This window comes from Mesorhizobium sp. P160927 (assembly GCF_057766385.1).
This window is the reverse complement of sequence record NZ_JBYMDW010000001.1, coordinates 586444-604328: the sequence shown is the minus strand read 5'-3', so window position 1 is coordinate 604328 and position 17885 is coordinate 586444. Positions and strand designations below refer to the sequence as shown.

The following is a 17885-nucleotide window of genomic DNA, read 5'->3' as shown; positions in this document are numbered from 1 at the left end:
ACTCCCGCCGCATAGTCATCCCATGGCGGAGCAAGGAGCGGAGCGACGCGGCGCAGGCCACAGCCCGCGACGTTAAGTCAGCGAGACGATCAGATCGCCTCGCCCTTTAGCAACCTCGGCGTGCCGGACGACAGTCCCGATGCCTGGCGGATGAAGAACTCCTTCAGCCGTGGCATACGCTCGACGAGACCGAGACCGATGTCGCGGACGGTGCGCAGCGGGGTGATGTCGTTGGAAAACAGCCGGTTCAGCACATCGGTCGTGATGCCCATCTGCACGGTGTCGAAACGCCGCCATTGCTGGTAGCGTTCCAGCACGTCGAGCGCGCCGATGTCCTGACCTAGCCGGTCGGCCTCGACGATCACCTCGGCAAGAGCGGCCACATCCTTGAAGCCGAGATTGAGGCCCTGGCCGGCGATCGGATGGATGCCGTGAGCGGCATCGCCGGCAAGCGCTATGCGCGGTGCCACGAAGGCGCGCGCGATGGTGAGACCCAGCGGCCAGGCGCGCGGCTTGTCGGCGACGCGGATCTCTCCAAGCTTCAGCCCAAAACGCTGTTCAAGTTCGTGTTCGAAGACGAGATCGTCGCCTTCGACGAGCGTTTTCGCATCTTCCGCCCGTTCGACCCAGACGATCGACGAGCGGTTGGTGCCGTCCTCGCCGGGTGTAAGGGGCAGCGTGGCGAACGGGCCGGCGGGCAGAAAATGCTCTTCGGCGCGGCCGTTATGCGGGCGTTCATGTGCCACGGTGCAGACGATGCCGGACTGACCATATTCCCACTTGACTGTCTTGATGCCGGCCATATCGCGCAGTTTGGAATTGACGCCATCGGCGGCAACCAGCAACCGCGTCGCCAACGTGGCGCCGTCGGCCAGATGCACCGACATGCCGGCCCCATCGGTCTCAAAACCTTGCACCGCCACGCCTTCGATGATGTCGATGCCGAGCTTTTCGGCTTTGGCCCGCAAGGCGCCGTTCAACGCCCTGTTGGCGACCATACGCGCGAAGGGTTCACCCGGCGCCACCTCGCCGCCGAAGGTCAGGAAGACCGGGCGCACCGGATCGGCGCTGCGTGAATCGGTGATGATCATCTCGGTGATCGCCTGCGCCTGCGGCGCGATCTCGGCCCAGATACCGAGCTGGTCGAGCATGCGGCACGCCGCCGCGGCGATGGCGGAAGCGCGGCCATCCCTTTCCCAGGAACCGGCGGGCGCCGCGTCGACCAGCGCCACGGCGAGGCCCGGGCGGGCCTGTTTCAGCGAGACCGCGGCGGCTAGGCCGACATAGCCGGCACCGGCGACGAGGACATCGAGCCCGGATCTGGCCTTGGCGTCCGCCTTGCGTTCCATTGTCTTGGCTCCTTGCGTGCCGACGGGCCTGCGCCCTTGCTTGCGGCCTTGACGGCTCGTTCTTCCTGTCGGAAACCGCCATAGCAATTTTGCGGCGAGGTCACAAAACATGACGGCGGCGATCGACGAGCTTCTGCGCATTCTCGACCTCGAGAGGCTGGAACACAATCTGTATCGTGGTCGCAGCCCCCAGGTGGAGTGGCAGCGCGTGTTCGGCGGCCAGACCATCGCGCAGGCGCTGGTGGCGGCGCAGCGAACGGTGGAGCCGGACCGTTTCGTGCATTCGCTGCATGGCTATTTCATGCGCCCCGGCGACATCAAGGTGCCGATCATCTACGAGGTCGATCGCATCCGCGACGGCGGTTCCTTCACCACGCGGAGGGTGCTGGCAATCCAGCACGGACAGGCGATCTTTTCGCTGGAAGCTTCGTTCCAGGTCGACGAGAAGGGGCTCGAGCACCAGTTCGCGCTACCTGACGACGTGCCGCCGCCGGAAGGGCTGAAGACGCAGCGCCAACTGCTCGAAACGGCCGACCGGGTGCCGGAGGCGGTTCGCCGTTTCTGGGCGCGCGAGCGACCGCTGGAACTGCGGCCAGTCAACCTCCAGCACTATGAAAGCCGCGACAAACTGCCCCCCCCGGCAGAATGTTTGGATCCGACTTGCCGGGCCGGTTCCCGACGACCGCGCGCTGCAGTCGGTGCTGCTCGCCTACCTCTCCGACATGACGCTGCTCGACACCTCGACCTTCGCCCATGGGCGCGGTCTGTTCGATCCCGACATCCAGGCAGCCAGCCTCGACCATTCGATGTGGTTCCATCGGCCGCATTCGCTCGACGGCTGGCTTCTTTATGCGCAGGACAGTCCGTCGAGCTCGGGATCGCGCGGTTTCAGCCGCGGCACGCTCTATGCCCGTGATGGCACGCTGATCGCCTCGATGGCACAGGAAGGGTTGATCCGGCTCAAGCGTTGAGCATTCGTTGTTTTCTTTGAGCAAGATTCTTTGAGAAAGCCGATTCCATTTTCCTGATCATGCTCAAAGCCGGCAAATTAGGCAATTTCGCAAAAATGCTTAAATTTTGAGCACGTGGCGCGCCGCATACGCACACAGCTATTAATGACTGTCGCTCCATTCCTATTGTTTACAACAGCTTAACACCCTGCTTCGGCACTTGGCACGGAGCTTGAATCCTTGGGGGCACTCTCCGGCTCTTTGGGATCGGTGAAGTCGTGCAAACGCGGGGCACCGCAACAGCAAAGGGTGAACCTTATGAAAATCGTGATGGCAATCATCAAGCCGTTCAAGCTGGACGAGGTACGCGAAGCGCTTACCGCCGTCGGCATCCAGGGCCTGACCGTCACCGAAGTCAAAGGCTACGGGCGTCAGAAGGGGCATACGGAAATCTATCGGGGGGCGGAATACGCGGTCAGCTTCCTGCCGAAGATCAAGATCGAAGTCGCGGTCGCGGCCGACATGGTCGACAAGGCCGTCGAAGCGATCACAGCCGCTGCCAAGACCGGCCAGATCGGCGACGGCAAGATCTTCGTTTTCGGCATCGACCAGGCGGTGCGCATCCGCACCGGCGAAACAGACAGCGACGCGCTCTGAGCGGCGAACACGTATTCCAATGGAGAGTTCAATGAATATTCCTTCCACCTTGAAGACGACGGGACGGGCGGCCCTTCTGGGCACGCTCGCTCTCGCAGCGCTGGGCAGCGTCGCCGCCTTCGCGCAGGAAGCCGCACCCGCTGCCGCTGCAGCGGCACCTGCTGCCGCGCCCACCCCGGTTCTCGATACCGGCAACACCGCCTGGATGCTGACCTCCACGGCGCTGGTGCTGATGATGACCATCCCGGGCCTAGCGCTGTTCTACGGCGGCATGGTGCGCAAGAAGAACGTGCTCGCCACCGTCATGCAGAGCTTCGCCATCACCTGCCTGGTGACGGTGCTATGGTTCATGTTCGGCTATTCGCTGGCCTTTTCCGACGGCGGCGGCATGAATGCCTATCTCGGCGGCACCTCGAAATTCTTCCACCACGGCATCACCACCGCCAGCCTGTGGCTGCCGGGTGTGGCCAACATCCCTGAATTCGTCTTCTCGATGTTTCAGATGACCTTCGCCATCATCACGCCGGCGCTGATTGCCGGCGCCTTCGCCGAACGCTTCAAGTTCTCGGCACTGCTGATCTTCATGGCGCTGTGGCTGCTGATCGTCTACGTGCCGATCGCGCATTGGGTCTGGGGTGGCGGCTTCCTCGGTACGGCTGGCGTGCTCGACTTCGCCGGCGGCACGGTCGTTCACATCAATGCCGGTGTCGCGGGCCTCGTCTGCGCTCTGGTTCTCGGCAAGCGCGAAGGCTATGGCACCACCAACATGGCGCCGCATAACCTTGTCTATTCGGTCATTGGCGCATCGCTGCTGTGGGTCGGCTGGTTCGGCTTCAACGCCGGTTCGGAACTGGCGGCCGACGGCCTTGCCGGTGCCGCCATGCTCAACACCCAGGTTGCCACCGCCGCTGCGGCACTGGCCTGGATGTTCGCCGAATGGATCATCGCCAAGAAGCCTTCCGTGCTCGGCATCATCTCGGGCGCCGTCGCAGGCCTCGTCGCGGTGACACCGGCTTCCGGTTTCGTCAACCCGACCGGCGCCTTCATCGTCGGCATCGTCGCTGGCGTCGTCTGCTACCTCTCGGCGGTCAAGGTGAAGCACATGTTCGGCTATGACGACTCGCTCGATGCCTTCGGCGTGCATGGCGTCGGCGGCGTGGTCGGCGCTCTGCTGACCGGCGTGCTTGCCGACCCTGCGATCAACAGCCTCTCGTCGGGCGCTTCGCTCGGCAAGCAGATCTACGGTGTCGCCGTCACCATTATTTGGACGGCGGTTGCCACCTTCGTCATCCTCTACGTCGTCAAGGCGCTGGTCGGCCTGCGTCCGACGACCCAGGAAGAGGTCGAAGGCCTCGACATCTCTCAGCATGGCGAAGTGGTGCCGTAAGGCATCCTTGCCAACGGGGCCGGCGGAACCCTCCTCCCGCCGGCCCCATGTTTGCCGCGCAGTTCCGGAGGGACCGCGAATCCCTTTTTTCTGGAATTGCTTTGAAAGCATCCCGTCGTGACGCTCCCGCAAGGAGTTCACGCCTTGAGGCCCGGATCGCTCCGGGCCTCTTTTTTTGCAAATTCGTTCTCGCTTCGTCCGAGTCCGCGCAATCACGTTCGCGTGAAGAAGCTTTTCGAGGAAACATCGACCGCTCTGTCGCCGAACTCAGGAGGCGATCGTCGTTTTGACGCTCTTGTTTTTGAAACAGGGAAGGAATTTTTCTCATGAACCTCAAGAATGTCTGCCTCGGGGCACTCGCACTTTCCATGGTCAGCGGCTTTGCATTTGCCGGCGCGCTGGACGAGCCGGACAACATGGCGCCGTTCTTCACCGATTCCAGCATGAAAACCATGAAGCCGATGGAGGAATTCAAGGCAGCTTTCATGGCCATGCCGAAGGAGAAGCAGGACGCCATGATGAAGGAATGCCAGGACGCGGCGATGAGCAAGCCGCACGCCGAGTTCTGCGCCAATGTGAAAATGCTCGGCGGCAGCAAGTAGCACGCTGCCCGACCCAACGAATGGATGGCGGGCAAGGGCGCCCGCCATTTTTCATATGGTCCGGCCACTGGTAGATGTCGGTGCCAAAAAGGGCGGTCGCCCCCGGTCTTATAGTTAATGCGCCCTTAACCTTCCCACGCCTAGTCTGGCATCCGAATCTGCCGGAGTGCGTCATGCGCTCCTGCCAGGCAATCACTGACGAGGAAGAGCATGCGTTCAGGGGCTTCAGCACCGCTCGCGCTGACCGATACGGGGCACGGCATCCAGGCATTCGCGCGGCGCCAGGTCGGCCGGCTGATCGGCACTGGCCTGTTCGCGTTCACGGCCTTCGCCGTCGCCAGCCTCGCGACCTGGAACGTCGCCGATCCCAGCTTCTCGCACGCCACCGCCAACACCGTCACCAACGCCATGGGCTATGCCGGCGCGGTGTTCTCGGACCTCGCCATGCAGTTCTTCGGCCTTGCCGCGGTCGCCGCGCTGGTTCCGGCGGTGATCTGGGGATACCTCCTGTTTTCGGCGCGCGGTGTCGACCGGCTGCCCAGGCGCGGGCTGTTCTGGTTCGGTTTCGCGCTGCTGGCCGCCGCCATCGCCGGCTGCATCGTTCCGCCCAAGACCTGGCCGCTGCCCACCGGCCTCGGCGGCGTCTTCGGCGACATGGTGCTCAAGATCCCCGGTGTCCTCATCGGCGGCTATCCGAGCGGGCTGGTGGCCAGCGTGCTCGCCATAGTGCTGGCTGCGCCCGCGCTCTGGCTGTTCGCCTATGGCGCCGCGCTGCTCGGGCGCAAGAACGGCTTCGCCGTGATGGAAGAACCGGCCGCCGCGGACCCGCGCGAGGACGAGCTTCTGTTCGACAATGACGAGGACGAGGGCGACGAGGGCATACTGGCGCTGGGCGCCATCACCCATTGGTGGCTTTCATTCCGCGCGTGGATGCATCGTCGCGCGGTGCGCCGCAGGCAGGAGCACGACGAGTTCGAACCGGAGATGGAGCCGCGCGCCAGCGCCTGGCGCCGCGCCGCCGAACGCGTCGAGTCGGCCGAGTTCGCCGAGCAGCGCATGAGCCATGACGGCCGCGCCCGTGTCGAACCGGAATTCTTCGCCGCCATGGTCAACGACCGCAGCGTCTCCGTCGACCCGGACGACGACGATGTGTTCGGCCGCGACGACGTGGATATGGATTTCGATGACGAGCCCGTCGCCCAGCGGCGCGCTCAGACCAAGGTCCAGCAGTTCCGTTCCGATGCCGCCACCCGGGTGGAGGCGCCGGCGGCGAGGCCCGTGCCGGGCGCGCGCGTCCAACGCGAGGCGCAAACCTCGCTGATCGGCTCCGACAGGTTCGAAATGCCGTCGCTGCATTTCCTGTCCGAACCGAAGAATGTCGCGCGCGACCCAAGTCTTTCCAAGGACGCGCTGGAACAGAATGCACGCCTGCTCGAAGGCGTGCTGGAGGATTTCGGCGTCAAGGGCGAGATCATTGCCGTTCGCCCGGGTCCGGTCGTCACCCTTTACGAACTCGAGCCCGCGCCGGGCATCAAGTCGTCGCGGGTTATCGGCCTTTCCGACGACATCGCCCGTTCGATGAGCGCGATCGCTTGCCGCGTCGCCGTGGTGCCGGGACGCAACGCCATCGGCATCGAACTGCCCAACGCCAAGCGCGAAACGGTTTACCTCCGCGAGATCATGGCCAGCCGCGACTTCGAGACGACCAAGGCCAAGCTGGCGCTGGCGCTGGGCAAGACGATCAATGGCGAGGCCGTCATCGTCGACATCGCCAAGATGCCGCACGTGCTGGTCGCCGGCACCACCGGTTCGGGCAAGTCGGTCGCCATCAATACCATGATCCTGTCGCTGCTCTACCGGCTCACCCCGCAGGAGTGCCGGCTGATCATGATCGATCCGAAAATGCTCGAACTCTCCGTCTATGACGGCATCCCGCATCTTCTGACGCCCGTCGTGACCGACCCGAAGAAGGCGGTGGTGGCGCTGAAATGGACCGTGCGCGAGATGGAGGACCGCTACCGCAAGATGTCCAAGGTCGGCGTGCGCAACATCGACGGCTTCAACGCCCGCGTGCAGCAGGCCGAGAAGAAGGGCGAAAAGATCTCGCGCACCGTGCAGACCGGCTTCGACCGCCAGACCGGCGAGGCGATCTACGAGACCGAGGACCTTAATCTCGAGCCAATGCCCTATATCGTCGTCATCATCGACGAAATGGCCGACCTGATGATGGTCGCCGGCAAGGACATCGAAGGCGCGGTGCAGCGGCTGGCGCAGATGGCGCGTGCGGCCGGCATCCACGTCATCATGGCGACGCAACGTCCGTCGGTCGACGTCATCACCGGTACCATCAAGGCCAATTTCCCGACCCGCATCTCCTTCCAGGTGACGTCCAAGATCGACAGCCGCACCATTTTGGGCGAGCAGGGCGCCGAGCAGCTGCTCGGCATGGGCGACATGCTCTACATGGCGGGCGGCGGCCGCATCCAGCGCGTGCACGGGCCGTTCGTCTCTGACGACGAGGTCGAGAAGATCGTCGGGCACCTGAAGCTGCAGGGCGTGCCGGAATATCTCGACGCCATCACCGAGGACGACGGCGAGGACGACGACGAGCCGTCCGGCAAGGGCGGTTCGGGCGGCGGGGGGGGCGGCAATTTCGAGGATTCCGACGACCCTTATGATCAGGCGGTTTCGGTGGTGCTGCGGGACGGCAAGGCCTCGACCAGCTACATCCAGCGGCGTCTGGGCATCGGCTATAACAGAGCTGCCTCGATCATCGAGAAGATGGAAAAGGAAGGCATTGTCGGCCCGGCCAACCATGCCGGAAAACGCGAAATCCTGGTGCCGACCGAAGACGACAAGTTCTGACAGTGGAGAGTTCGCGGCAACTTTGAACCTTTTGGCGCGTTCACCGACTGAGCAGCGATCGCCTCGCCAAACTTCAGCCCAACTGGGGGTTCACGACAGCGACCAAATCAGGAACCGGACGAGAGTGACCGATATGAAAAACGATCTTTCAGCGCTCAGCGATTTTGCCCCGACACGCCGCCAATTGCTCGGCCTCGGCCTGGTGTTCGCGGGTGCCGCCGCCCTCAACGTGGTGCCCGGATTCGAGTTGCTCGCCTCGGCACAAGCGGCCGTACCGGCGGCGGCACAGAAGATCGCCGACCATTTCTCGGCGGTCAAGTCGATGAGCGGCGAATTCGTGCAGTTCGGTCCCAAGGGCGAGCAGACCGGCGGAAAATTCTTCCTGGAACGGCCGGGCAAGATCCGCTTCAACTACGACGGGTCTTCGAATTTCCGGGTGATTTCCGACGGCAGATCGGTTGCCATACTCAACAAGAAACTGAACACGTCGGACCTTTATCCGCTGTCGAAGACGCCGCTGAAGCTGCTGCTCGACGACCACATCGACCTCTCCGGCAACCGCGTCAAGAGCGTCAAGGAAGAAGACGACCTCACAACCATCCAGCTTTCCGACAAGTCGGTTTTCGGCAACGCGCGGATCACCATGATGTTCGACCCGAAAACCTATGATCTGCGGCAGTGGACGATCACCGACGCGCAGGGCAAGGACACGACGGTGATGATCTTCAACACCAAGGAAGGCGTCAGCTTCGCGCCCGATACCTTTGCCATCGACTATACGGCCAATCGCGAGCTGAACACCAAGACGCGGTAGGCCCGCCGATATAGCCAGGCCTGTAGCGGAGCGGGCTGGCTTGTTTTTGCGGCGCGCGACTGGCAGTAGAATGGCGATCTCTTGCCGGACCCCCTCCGCATGCCCTTTTCGATCGCCACCTGGAATATCAACTCCGTGCGCCTGCGCATGCCGATTGTCGAACGCCTGCTCGATGAGTACGCGCCCGATGTGCTCTGCCTGCAGGAAACCAAGGTCCCGGACGAGCTGTTTCCCGAAAAAGCCTTTCGCAAGGTCGGCTATCCCTACATCGCATTCCATGGCCAGAAGGGCTATCACGGCGTGGCGACGGTGGCGCGGCGGCCGATCGAGGTGGTCGAAAAGCGCCGCTTCTGCGACATCGAGGACAGTCGCCACTTGTCGGTGACGGTACAGGCCGGAGGCAAGACCATCCTGGTGCACAATTTCTACGTGCCCGCGGGTGGCGACGAGCCGGATCCCGAGATCAACAGGAAGTTCAGGCACAAGCTCGATTTCGTCGCCGAGATGAACGCCATCCGGGCCGAACACGGCGAGGTGTCGGCGTCGGTGCTGGTCGGGGACCTCAACATCGCGCCGCTGGAGCATGATGTCTGGTCGCACAAGCAATTGCTCAACGTGGTCAGCCACACGCCGGTAGAGACCGAAAGCTTCGAGGCGATGCGGCGCGCCGGCGGCTGGGTCGACCTGATGCGGCACAACGTGCCATCGGAGCAGAAGCTCTATACCTGGTGGAGTTATCGGGCGCAGGATTGGGAGGCGTCCAACCGCGGCCGGCGGCTCGACCATGTCTGGTCGTCGGCAAACCTGGTGCCCAGTTTTGCCGGCTACGAGATCCTTAGAGCCGCCCGTGGTTGGGACCGGCCGTCGGACCATGTGCCAATTATTGCCCGGTTCGATCTGGGTTAGGGTGTATCGATATTCGGGTGAAGCCGGCCTGCAAACGGCGGCTTCCTGAGCTTCCGGTGTTCACGTACTTCAAGGACGCTCCTCTCCGGTTCTCGGAATCCACCGTCTTCGCCCCGGCTTGACCTGAATCGCGACCCCTACGACGCCAAATGCCAGGTCAACCCGAAAAGCGTGGGGCCAATTCCTCGATGCGTCGGATCATGTCGTGAAATTCCTCGGAGATGCGCTGATGCAGTTTCACCGCTAATTCCGGATACTCCTCCAGGATGCGCCGGAACATCTTGCGGCTCAGCCTTATTACTTCCGAGTCGATTTCGGCCGAGGCGCTGGTCAGCCGGTTGGTATCGGCGATCAGCGCCAGCTCGCTGAGCATCGTGCCGGGGCCGACCTTGCCGATCGGGATGCGCTCGCCATCCTGCTCGCGATAGAGCACGATACGCCCGCTGACCACGACATAGGCCGAGTCGGCCACATCGTCCTCGCGATAAAGCTTGTGGCCGGCCTGCACCAAAGTGGCCTCGGCACCGAAGGCGAGCAGGCGCAACTGTTCCTGCGTGAAGCCTTCGAAAAGCCTCACGGCGGACAGGATGCGGATGTCCTCATCCAGCGCCATCTAGCTGTGTCCCCGAACGGTCAGTCCAATCCCTCCTCTGCGGTACGGTCCCAGAATCCCCCTTCGACAGGATCGTACCCGAAAGCGGCCCCGCCCGAACCGCTCATTTGAATGGTGAAATGTTTAAGGAACCAGCTTGTAGCCGCCGCTTTCTGTCACAAGAATTTCAGCATTGGAAGGATCGCGCTCGATCTTCTGGCGCAGACGGTAGACATGGGTTTCCAGCGTGTGCGTGGTGACGCCGGAATTGTATCCCCACACTTCCTCCAGCAGCACGTCGCGCGTCACCACCTTCTGGTCGGCGCGATAGAGATACTTGATGATCGAGGCCTCCTTTTCCGTCAGCCGCACCTTGCCGCCGCGCTGATCGATGAGCAGTTTCTGGCTGGGCTTGAAGGTGTAGGGGCCGACCGAGAAGGTCGCGTCCTCGCTCTGCTCATGCTGGCGCAGCTGTGCCCGGATGCGGGCAAGCAGCACCGCGAACCGGAACGGCTTGGTCACATAGTCGTTGGCGCCGGCCTCGAGACCCAAAATCGTGTCCGAATCGGTGTCGTGGCCGGTCAGCATGATAATGGGCGCCTTGTAGCCGCCCTTGCGCAGGATTTTCACCGCTTCTCTGCCGTCCATGTCGGGCAGGCCCACATCCATGATGAGCAGGTCGATGAGCCCGCCGCGCGCAGCGGTGACGCCTTTTGCCGCAGTCGCTTCCTGCAGCACATCGAATTCCTCGTAGAGGGACAGTTGCTCGACCAGCGTGCCGCGCAGGTCGTCATCGTCATCGACGATCAGGATGGTACGTGAGGTCATGGATCAATCCGTTGTTTTGAAAAGTGAATTCAGTTGACCGCTGCGTATTTATGCGGAAGCTGGCCGGCACAATAGCCGATCACAGTGATTTGTTCCGTGGCACGATCATACAAGAAAAAACGCGATCGCAATGCAGCCGGCGCAATTTTGGCAAAACGGCTGCGCGTGCTGACCGTGCGGGCTAGGCCCGGCCATCCAAGCCAAGGCCTGCTGCAGGCCGGCAAAACGGTGTTTGCGTGCGCGCTGGGGCGCGGCGGCATCTCGGCCGGCAAGCGCGAAGGCGACGGCGCCACGCCGCTCGCCTCGATGCGCATCCTAGCGGGCTATTTCCGGGAGGATCAGTTTGCCGCCGGCCGCAGAACGCGCCTGGCGATGGCGCCGATCGGGCCGCACCTCGGCTGGTGCGAAGTGCCGGACGATCGCAACTATAACAGGCCGGTCAAGATTCCCTACGGCGCCAGCCACGAACGCATGCGGCGCGACGACCGGCTCTATGACGCCTGCCTGGTGCTCGACTGGAACATCGCGCCGCGCCGGCGCGGGCGCGGCAGCGCCATCTTCTTCCACCTGGCGCGTCCCGGCTTCACGCCGACGGAAGGCTGCGTGGCGGTAACCGCGCGCACGATGGCGCGGCTCTTGCCGCTCCTGTCGGACCGGACAGTGGTAAGGGTGGTGAGATAGGGGGAATAGGGAAGTCTTGGCGGCAGCAGACACGCTAAAGTCGCATCATCCTACTCCCATGCTCGCTTATCCCTTCCTATTCCGCTGCCAGCCGATGTCGAGAAGGCCCAACCGGCCTGTCTCGCGGTCCATGGCCCGGGCGATGTCCCTGCGGGCGGCCCCGACATCGCGCAACTGGCGATCGGAGAGGTCCTCGACGTTCTGGTGGGGAAGGTTGATCTCGTAGGGAAGGTTGATCGCGACCCTGGCCTGCCGCAGCCAGGTACGGGCAGCCGACATCCAGTCTGGCCGGGCGATGTATGCAGGGCGAAGAGCGATGTGAGACATGAGGTGATCCGTATTCTCCGGACATCAAATCCGGTTTGATGGTGTCTTTGATGCCGCAATCATGCCGTATTGAAAAACAAACGGGAAACGAGTAGTTCTTTTCTCATCGTCAAGTTTTATTTGAGGATTGAGGCTCCATGAGCCGCTTCGATCAGGTCGCACGCTGATGGCAGCGCTCTTGCCGGGAACGCGGGCGCTCAGGACGCTGGAGGCGGCGGCGCGGCACCTCAACTTCACCCGCGCCGCCGATGAGCTCGGCCTGACGCCCGCCGCCGTCAGCCACCAGATCAAGGAAATCGAGGATCAGCTCGGCATCGTGCTGTTCACCCGCACCAGCCGCACCATCCGGCTGACGGAGGCGGGCGCGGTGCTTTACGAGGCGGCGACCGACACGCTCGACCTGCTTGGCCGTGCCGTGATGCGGGCGCGCAAGATGGCGCGCGGCACCGAATTTCTGAAGGTGACGCTGGACGCGCAGTTCGCGGCGAAATGGCTGATGCGGCGCGTCGAGAATTTCCGCCAGCAGCGGCCAGGCATCGAACTCAGGTTCGACATCGCCTATGGCCTGCGCGATTTCGATCTCGACGACGTCGATGTCGGCATCCGCTTCGGCGCCGGCAAATATCCGGGGCTCAGCGCGCACCGCCTGTTCGACAACATCATTATTCCGGTGTGCAGTCCGGGCCTGCTGACGTCCGGGCCGCCCCTGCGCGAGCCGCGCGACTTGTTCAACCACACGCTTGCTCATATCGAATGGGCCCGCCAGGGCGTGACATGGCCGAACTGGCGCATGTGGATGGCGGCGGCCGGCATCAACGATTTCGACGACAGCCGCACAGTCGTTTTCGGCACATCGACGGATGCGGTCCAGGCAGCGCTCGACGGCAATGCCGTCGCGCTCGCCGATTTCGCCATGGTGGCCAATGACCTGTCCGAGGGCCGGCTGGTGCGGCCCTTCGAACTCAGCATCAGGGTTGCGCCGGAATACGCCTATTTCCTGGTTTATCCCCAGGCCATGGCCGACGATCCCCGCATTGTCGCCTTCCGCGAATGGATCCTAGAGGAAGTTTCCAGGACGCGAACGGCGGACAAACTTTAGACCGTCAGGACCGGGCGTTGTGGCCGAAGATCATGCGTCGGTACTTCTTCACGTTCCATTTCAGCTTCTTGTAGAGCAGCGGCTGCATCTTGCCGGCGACGGAAGTCTGGAAAGCGCCGTTTTCGCTGCCTTGCTCGACGATTGGCCGCTCGAACCACAGCATCTCAACCCCCAGTTTCTCGTCCATCTGCTCGATCTGGTGGTCGATCACGGTGTAGATCTTGTGTTGATCGATCCAGGCACAGCGGGCTTCGGCGACCGGACGGGTGATGAGATAGGAATCCGCGCACCTGGCATGCAGCGCCGGGTAGAGCCTCTGGCCCCTGCGCAATTTCCAGCTCGGCGTGTAGTAGTTGCTGCCGTTGCCGAGATAGATGACGGCCTTGCGCATCGGGCTGCCGAGTTCGGCCAGCCCTTGCCGGAATTTGGCGACGAAGTCGCGCGCGAGGAAGACGTCATCCTCGAAGACCAGGCAATAGGGCAGGTCGGTTTCGAGGAAGTCGCGCCAGATGCCGACATGCTTCAGCGCCAGCGAGACCTGCGCCGGGTGGACAAAATCGGGAGCGACCAAGTCAGCACGAATCTCCGGGGTGATTTCCGCCCTGTCCCAGTCGGTGTAGAAGGTGACCGGCACGCCGCGCCGGTCGAACTCGCGCACGATGTGCCGGCGCCGGTCGTCGTAGCCCTGCTTGACGTGGCAGATCCTGGTGAACACCAGGTCGCGGGGAAATCCGGACTCGTCCGCCATCGTCAACGCACCGTCAGCTTGCTGCGGCGCCAAACCAGCCGATCACCGCGCCGATGATCAACAGCACGCCAAGCCAGTGACCGCCATCGATGAGGGTCAGGTCCCAGCCGAAATTCTCGTAGCGATGGTTGACCGACAGCGTCGTGGCGACGAAACCCAGCCAAAGCACGAAGCCGAAGATCAGCCCGGCCAGCCAGGTCGGCTCACCACCCGTCATCGCGCCGACGACCAGGGCCATGATGTAGGCCATCAGCAGTTCGGCGATGAAGGAGATGACGAAGGGCAGCGGCGATTTCTTCATCGTCGCCGGATCGAGCTTGGCGGCCTTCAGCCAGGGCTTGCTCAACGCCATGTACCAGGCGGCACCGAACAGCCAGGCCACGACGGCGGCGGCGATCACCGCCAGCCAATTCACTGCTGAAAAATCCATGAGTTCCCCCTCCTGTTTGGTTTTTATGGAAACGCCTGTTCGGCGATAGCGTCAAGGAGTCGCCATACCGTGGTGCGTTTGACTTCGGCATCCTCGAGCGCCCTTGTCACCGGCACCTGATAGACGCCAAGCGGCTCCAGCCCCGATCGCGGCAGATAGGACCGGCCGGGATCGCCAACCAGAATGTCGGCGCCACGCCGTTTGAGCGTCGAAAACCACGGCATCAGCCGGTCGGCAAAGGGTTTGTCATAGAAGACGTCGCCTGCCAGGACCACGTCGCAGCCCGCGTCCGTGCCCACACAGTCCGTGCCGAGGAACCCGACGCCGACGCCGTTGGCCTCGCTGTTGAGGCGGATCGCGGTGGCGCAGAACGGGTCGATGTCGGCGGCGGTTACCTCGGCAGCGCCCGCCTTGGCGGCGGCGATGGCGACGAGGCCGGAGCCCGAAGCGAAGTCGAGCACGCGCTTGCCTCGCACCAAATCGGGATTGTCGAGGACATAGCGGGCGAGGCCCTGGCCGCCCGCCCAGGCAAACGCCCAGAAGGGCGGCGGCAGGCCGATCTCGACCAGTTCATCCTCTGTCCGCTGCCAGAGATCATGCGCTTCGTCGGCGAGGTGGAGACGAATCTCAGGCACATGCGGCGGCGCCATCAGCGCCGTGTTGTCGAGAACGAATTGCTTGGCGCTATCGGGTGTAAGTGCCGTCACGGCGCAGGCGTCAGGCCGCCCATACGGCAGACTTCCTTCCATTCGGCCGGGGTCACCGGCTGCACGGAAAGCCGTCCGAGCCGTACCAGCGCCATCTCGGCCAGTTTTGGATTGGCTTTGACTTCTTCCAGCGTCGGCGGGTTCGGCATGTCACTGACGGCGCGGATGTCGACACATTCCCAGCGCGGATCATCCGACGTGGTGTCGGGATGGGCCAGCGCGCAGACCTCGGCGATGCCGACCACGTTCAGCCCCTCGTTGGAATGGTAGAAGAAGCCGAGATCGCCGACCTGCATGGCCTTCATGTTGTTGCGGGCGGCGTAGTTGCGTACGCCGTCCCATTGCGTGCCGGCCTTGCCCTTGGCCTTCAACGCCTCGAAGGAGAAAACCGAGGGTTCGGATTTGAACAGCCAGTAGTTCATTTTCTCTCCTCCTTGCGGCTCAGTCGCGGGCGCCGCGAATTAACTAGCCGCCGGCTTGTTGAACGTCCAGTTCCACTGGCGGATTTCGATGCTTTCGAACAAGCCGGCCTTTGCGTAGGGGTCGGCGGCCGACAGAGCCCGCGCGCTGGCCAGATCGGGCGTCTCGACCACCACGAGGCTGCCATTGGGCTTGCCGTCGGCGTCGAGGAACGGACCGGCAAAGGCCAATTTCTTGTCGCCGTTCAGCCCTTCGAGAAAGGCGACATGCTCGGGCCGCGTGTCGAGGCGCACGTGCAGGCTTCCTGGCTTGTCCTTGCAAATCAGAGCAAACAGCATGGTCTTTCTCCTGGGTGATTGGATCAGAGTGTGGGCATCAATCGTTGGTTTCGGTCTTCAGCGGCCGGGTCATCAGCGCCGTCACGGCCTGCCCGATGGTGATGGTGCCGTCCAGTATGGCAGCGACCGCGGCTATGATCGGCGCATCGATTTCGCGCTCGGTGGCGATGCGGGCGGCGATCGCCGCGGTCGGCACCCCCTCGGCCAGCGGCAATCCGGAAAGAGCCTTGCCCTGTCCGAGCGCCAGCCCATAGGCGAAATTGCGCGACTGCGCCGACGAGCAGGTAAGCAGCAGGTCGCCAAGGCCGGAAAGCCCCATCAGGGTCTCGGGCCTGGCGCCGAAGGCGGCACCGATGCGGCGCAGTTCGACGAAGCCGCGCGTCACCATGGCCGCCTGTGCGCTGGCCCCGAGTCCGGCCCCGGTGACAGCGCCGGCGGCGATGGCGAAGACGTTCTTCAAGGCGCCGCCGATCTCGACGCCGATCAAGTCGTCGCTCGAATAGCAGCGCAGGTTTTCAGCCGAAAAACGGGCGGCAAGGTTTGCGGCAAGCGCCTCGTCGCCAGCGGCCACCACCACGGCCGTCGGCAGGCCGCGGGCGACATCGCTGGCAAAGCTCGGCCCCGACAGGGCGGCAACCGGGTTTGGCGGCACGATTTCCGCAGCGATTGCCGACAGCAAGGCGCCGGTGTCGCGCTCGATGCCCTTGGCGCAGAGCACGAGCGGAATGCCGGCCGGCATATGATCCCTCGCGGCGGCCAGCGTGGCCCGCAACGCCTGAGCCGGCGTCACCGTCAGCACGCAATCGGCCCCAGTGAGGGCTGCCTCCATGTCGCTCGTCGCCTCGATGCCGGGCGCGATGGCGATGCCCGGGAGATAGCGTGGGTTCTCGCCCCGGCCGATCGCGGCGACGGTTTCAGGATCACGCGCGAACAACCGCACCGTATGGCCGGCGCGCAGCATGGCCAGCGCCAGCGCCGTGCCCCAGGCGCCGCCGCCGAGCACGGCGACATGCCAATCGCTTTTGCCCAGACCCCCGCTCTTCATGGCTCGATCGGTCATGCCTTGGCTCCGCGACGGCCGGAGCCGACCATTGGCGCCGAGACGCTGTCCAGGGGCCAGCGCGAGCGCGGCACGAAATCGAAGCCGTTCTCCTGCGCCACGCCTTCTCGCAGGCGTTCGATACCGGCCCAGGCGATCATCGCCGCGTTGTCGGTGCAAAGCTTCAGTGGTGGCGCGACGAAGCTGAAACCGGCATCAGTGCAAAGCCGCTCCAGCGTTGCCTTGACCGTGCGGTTGGCGGCGACGCCGCCGGCGACGACCAGCGCCGGATTTCCCCTGCCAGGGAATGTTTCGCGAAAGCGTTCCAGCGCGCGAGAAACACGTTCGGCGAGCGCATCGGCGACGGCCGCCTGGAACGAGGCGCAGATGTCGGCGACATCCTGGTCGCTTAGCGGCTCGATGGCGGTCGCCGCTTGGCGCACGGCGGTCTTCAGGCCGGAGAAGGAGAAATCGGGCTGTACGGAGCCTTTCATCGGCCGTGGGAAGGCAAAGCGCGAGGCATTGCCCGACAGCGCTGCCTTCTCGACATTGGGACCGCCGGGATAGGGCAGGCCGAGCATCTTGGCGGTCTTATCGAAGGCTTCTCCGAGCGCGTCATCGATGGTGGTGGCCCAGCGCTGGTAGTCGCCAACGCCGCGCACGGCCAGAATCTGCGTATGGCCGCCGGAGACCAGCAGCAATAGATAGGGGAATTCGAGCCCGTCGGTCAGCCGCGCGGTCAAGGCGTGGCCTTCGAGGTGATTGACGGCGATGAGCGGCTTGCCGGCCGCCGCGGCGATCGCCTTGGCCGTCATCAGGCCGACGATCAGCCCGCCGACGAGGCCTGGCCCGGCGGTGGCGGCGATCGCATCGAGATCGGCCAGCGCCACGCCCGCATCGGCGAGTGCGGCCTCGACAATGCCGTCCAGCGCCTCGACGTGGGCGCGCGCGGCGATCTCCGGCACGACGCCGCCGAAGGCGGCATGTTCCTCGATCTGGGAGAGCACGATGTTGGACAGGATTTTCGGCGCGGCATCGCCCTCCAGCGCCACGACGCTGGCGGCGGTCTCATCGCAACTCGTCTCAATGCCTAGAACGCGGATCAATTCGTCGCTGTCTCCAGAGATTGTATGTCAGGGCGTTCCT

General features: G+C 63.8%; 19 protein-coding genes and 1 pseudogene. 9 read left to right on the top strand and 11 right to left on the bottom strand.

Going from position 1 to position 17885, the window contains the following annotated elements; all coding sequences use genetic code 11:
* Positions 1-89 precede the first annotated feature (89 nt).
* The gene (locus AC3CB8_RS03020) at positions 90-1349 is read right to left on the bottom strand and encodes a ubiquinone biosynthesis hydroxylase (protein ID WP_352563957.1); all 1260 of its coding nucleotides are present in this window, start codon (positions 1347-1349) and stop codon (positions 90-92) included.
* 109 nt (positions 1350-1458) lie between these two features.
* On the opposite strand from AC3CB8_RS03020, the pseudogene tesB reads away from it, so the two are divergent.
* The 7 genes and pseudogenes from tesB to AC3CB8_RS02985 all read left to right on the top strand — a co-directional run bounded on the left by tesB (position 1459) and on the right by AC3CB8_RS02985 (position 9530).
* Positions 1459-2320 (top strand): annotated as a pseudogene (tesB, locus tag AC3CB8_RS03015) (acyl-CoA thioesterase II).
* Between the two features lie 297 nt (positions 2321-2617).
* Positions 2618-2956, top strand: a complete 339-nt coding sequence (locus tag AC3CB8_RS03010; RefSeq protein WP_015315049.1) for a P-II family nitrogen regulator — start codon at positions 2618-2620, stop codon at positions 2954-2956.
* A gap of 31 nt (positions 2957-2987) precedes the next feature.
* Positions 2988-4343 carry an ammonium transporter gene (locus AC3CB8_RS03005; RefSeq protein ID WP_023784148.1) on the top strand — a complete coding sequence of 452 codons (1356 nt, stop codon included), beginning with the start codon at positions 2988-2990 and terminating at the stop codon, positions 4341-4343.
* A 326-nt stretch (positions 4344-4669) separates the two neighbouring features.
* Positions 4670-4945: a hypothetical protein gene (locus AC3CB8_RS03000; RefSeq protein ID WP_023784149.1), complete on the top strand. Its 276-nt coding sequence runs from the start codon at positions 4670-4672 to the stop codon at positions 4943-4945.
* A gap of 210 nt (positions 4946-5155) precedes the next feature.
* On the top strand, positions 5156-7810 hold the full coding sequence (locus AC3CB8_RS02995; protein WP_023784150.1) for a DNA translocase FtsK: 2655 nt from the start codon (positions 5156-5158) through the stop codon (positions 7808-7810).
* A 133-nt stretch (positions 7811-7943) separates the two neighbouring features.
* Positions 7944-8624: an outer-membrane lipoprotein carrier protein LolA gene (locus AC3CB8_RS02990; protein WP_023771877.1), complete on the top strand. Its 681-nt coding sequence runs from the start codon at positions 7944-7946 to the stop codon at positions 8622-8624.
* Positions 8625-8723: 99 nt separating this feature from the next.
* Entirely contained in the window at positions 8724-9530 is an 807-nt protein-coding gene (locus tag AC3CB8_RS02985) for an exodeoxyribonuclease III (protein ID WP_352563959.1), read from the top strand.
* A gap of 157 nt (positions 9531-9687) precedes the next feature.
* Here AC3CB8_RS02985 and AC3CB8_RS02980 read toward each other — a convergent pair whose 3' ends face one another.
* On the bottom strand, positions 9688-10143 hold the full coding sequence (locus AC3CB8_RS02980; protein ID WP_352563960.1) for a cyclic nucleotide-binding domain-containing protein: 456 nt from the start codon (positions 10141-10143) through the stop codon (positions 9688-9690).
* Positions 10144-10266: 123 nt separating this feature from the next.
* Positions 10267-10950 (bottom strand): response regulator transcription factor, encoded by a 684-nt coding sequence (locus AC3CB8_RS02975; protein WP_015315056.1) that lies wholly within the window; start codon positions 10948-10950, stop codon positions 10267-10269.
* Between the two features lie 144 nt (positions 10951-11094).
* On the opposite strand from AC3CB8_RS02975, the gene AC3CB8_RS02970 reads away from it, so the two are divergent.
* On the top strand, positions 11095-11631 hold the full coding sequence (locus tag AC3CB8_RS02970) for a L,D-transpeptidase family protein (RefSeq protein WP_198019203.1): 537 nt from the start codon (positions 11095-11097) through the stop codon (positions 11629-11631).
* A gap of 66 nt (positions 11632-11697) precedes the next feature.
* Here AC3CB8_RS02970 and AC3CB8_RS02965 read toward each other — a convergent pair whose 3' ends face one another.
* Positions 11698-11958: a hypothetical protein gene (locus AC3CB8_RS02965; protein WP_023771873.1), complete on the bottom strand. Its 261-nt coding sequence runs from the start codon at positions 11956-11958 to the stop codon at positions 11698-11700.
* A 166-nt stretch (positions 11959-12124) separates the two neighbouring features.
* Between AC3CB8_RS02965 and gcvA the strand changes: the two genes are divergently transcribed.
* Positions 12125-13057, top strand: a complete 933-nt coding sequence (gene gcvA / locus AC3CB8_RS02960; RefSeq protein ID WP_352563961.1) for a transcriptional regulator GcvA — start codon at positions 12125-12127, stop codon at positions 13055-13057.
* 4 nt (positions 13058-13061) lie between these two features.
* Here the strand turns inward: gcvA and AC3CB8_RS02955 are convergent, their stop codons facing one another.
* The 7 genes from AC3CB8_RS02955 to tsaD are packed head-to-tail and all read right to left on the bottom strand — an operon-like array spanning position 13062 to position 17842.
* Positions 13062-13805, bottom strand: a complete 744-nt coding sequence (locus tag AC3CB8_RS02955; protein WP_023771871.1) for a glycosyltransferase family 25 protein — start codon at positions 13803-13805, stop codon at positions 13062-13064.
* Between the two features lie 13 nt (positions 13806-13818).
* A complete protein-coding gene (locus tag AC3CB8_RS02950; RefSeq protein WP_023771870.1) occupies positions 13819-14235 on the bottom strand; it encodes a DUF1761 domain-containing protein in 417 nt (138 codons plus the stop codon).
* Between the two features lie 23 nt (positions 14236-14258).
* On the bottom strand, positions 14259-14942 hold the full coding sequence (locus tag AC3CB8_RS02945; protein ID WP_023784152.1) for a class I SAM-dependent methyltransferase: 684 nt from the start codon (positions 14940-14942) through the stop codon (positions 14259-14261).
* Complete coding sequence (locus AC3CB8_RS02940) at positions 14939-15364, bottom strand: EVE domain-containing protein (protein ID WP_023771868.1); 426 nt, start codon at positions 15362-15364, stop codon at positions 14939-14941. Before AC3CB8_RS02940 ends, AC3CB8_RS02945 begins: the two co-directional genes overlap by 4 nt.
* A gap of 39 nt (positions 15365-15403) precedes the next feature.
* Positions 15404-15700, bottom strand: a complete 297-nt coding sequence (locus tag AC3CB8_RS02935) for a YciI-like protein (protein WP_023771867.1) — start codon at positions 15698-15700, stop codon at positions 15404-15406.
* Between the two features lie 37 nt (positions 15701-15737).
* On the bottom strand, positions 15738-16760 hold the full coding sequence (locus AC3CB8_RS02930; RefSeq protein ID WP_023771866.1) for an NAD(P)H-dependent glycerol-3-phosphate dehydrogenase: 1023 nt from the start codon (positions 16758-16760) through the stop codon (positions 15738-15740).
* Positions 16757-17842 carry a tRNA (adenosine(37)-N6)-threonylcarbamoyltransferase complex transferase subunit TsaD gene (tsaD, locus tag AC3CB8_RS02925; RefSeq protein ID WP_352564047.1) on the bottom strand — a complete coding sequence of 362 codons (1086 nt, stop codon included), beginning with the start codon at positions 17840-17842 and terminating at the stop codon, positions 16757-16759. The genes AC3CB8_RS02930 and tsaD overlap by 4 nt, the downstream gene beginning before the upstream one ends.
* Positions 17843-17885 lie beyond the last annotated feature (43 nt).